The organism is Syntrophomonas sp. UBA5494, assembly GCF_002426325.1.
On record NZ_DIPG01000129.1, the window covers coordinates 4,243 to 4,611 of the forward strand.

General features: G+C 51.2%; 1 pseudogene. It reads left to right on the forward strand.

Annotated features, from left to right (window positions below):
* Nucleotides 1–64: 64 nt before the first annotated feature.
* A pseudogene (locus tag B3W37_RS14515) lies at nt 65–369 on the forward strand (recombinase RecA); the annotation flags it as partial.

The window sequence follows — 369 nt, forward strand, 5'->3', positions numbered from 1 at the left end:
GACAACAGTAAAAACATTTGTCTATAATCAGGTTAAGCGAACATATGTTTGAGGGGGAGAGTCTGTGGACAAAGCGGAAAGTAACCAAGGCAAGGCTGAGGCTATAAACAGCACGATAAAGAATATCGAAAAACAGTTTGGCAAAGGGGCTATCATGCGTCTGGGCGAAAATGCCGCCATGAACGTGGAAGTGATCTCCACTGGATGCATGTCTATCGATATGGCTCTGGGAGTAGGGGGTCTGCCCCGGGGCCGGGTTGTGGAAATATTTGGCCCCGAATCCTCCGGAAAAACCACCGTGGCTTTGCATGCCATCGCTGAGGCACAAGCCCAGGGCGGGATGGCGGCCTTTATTGATGCCGAACATGC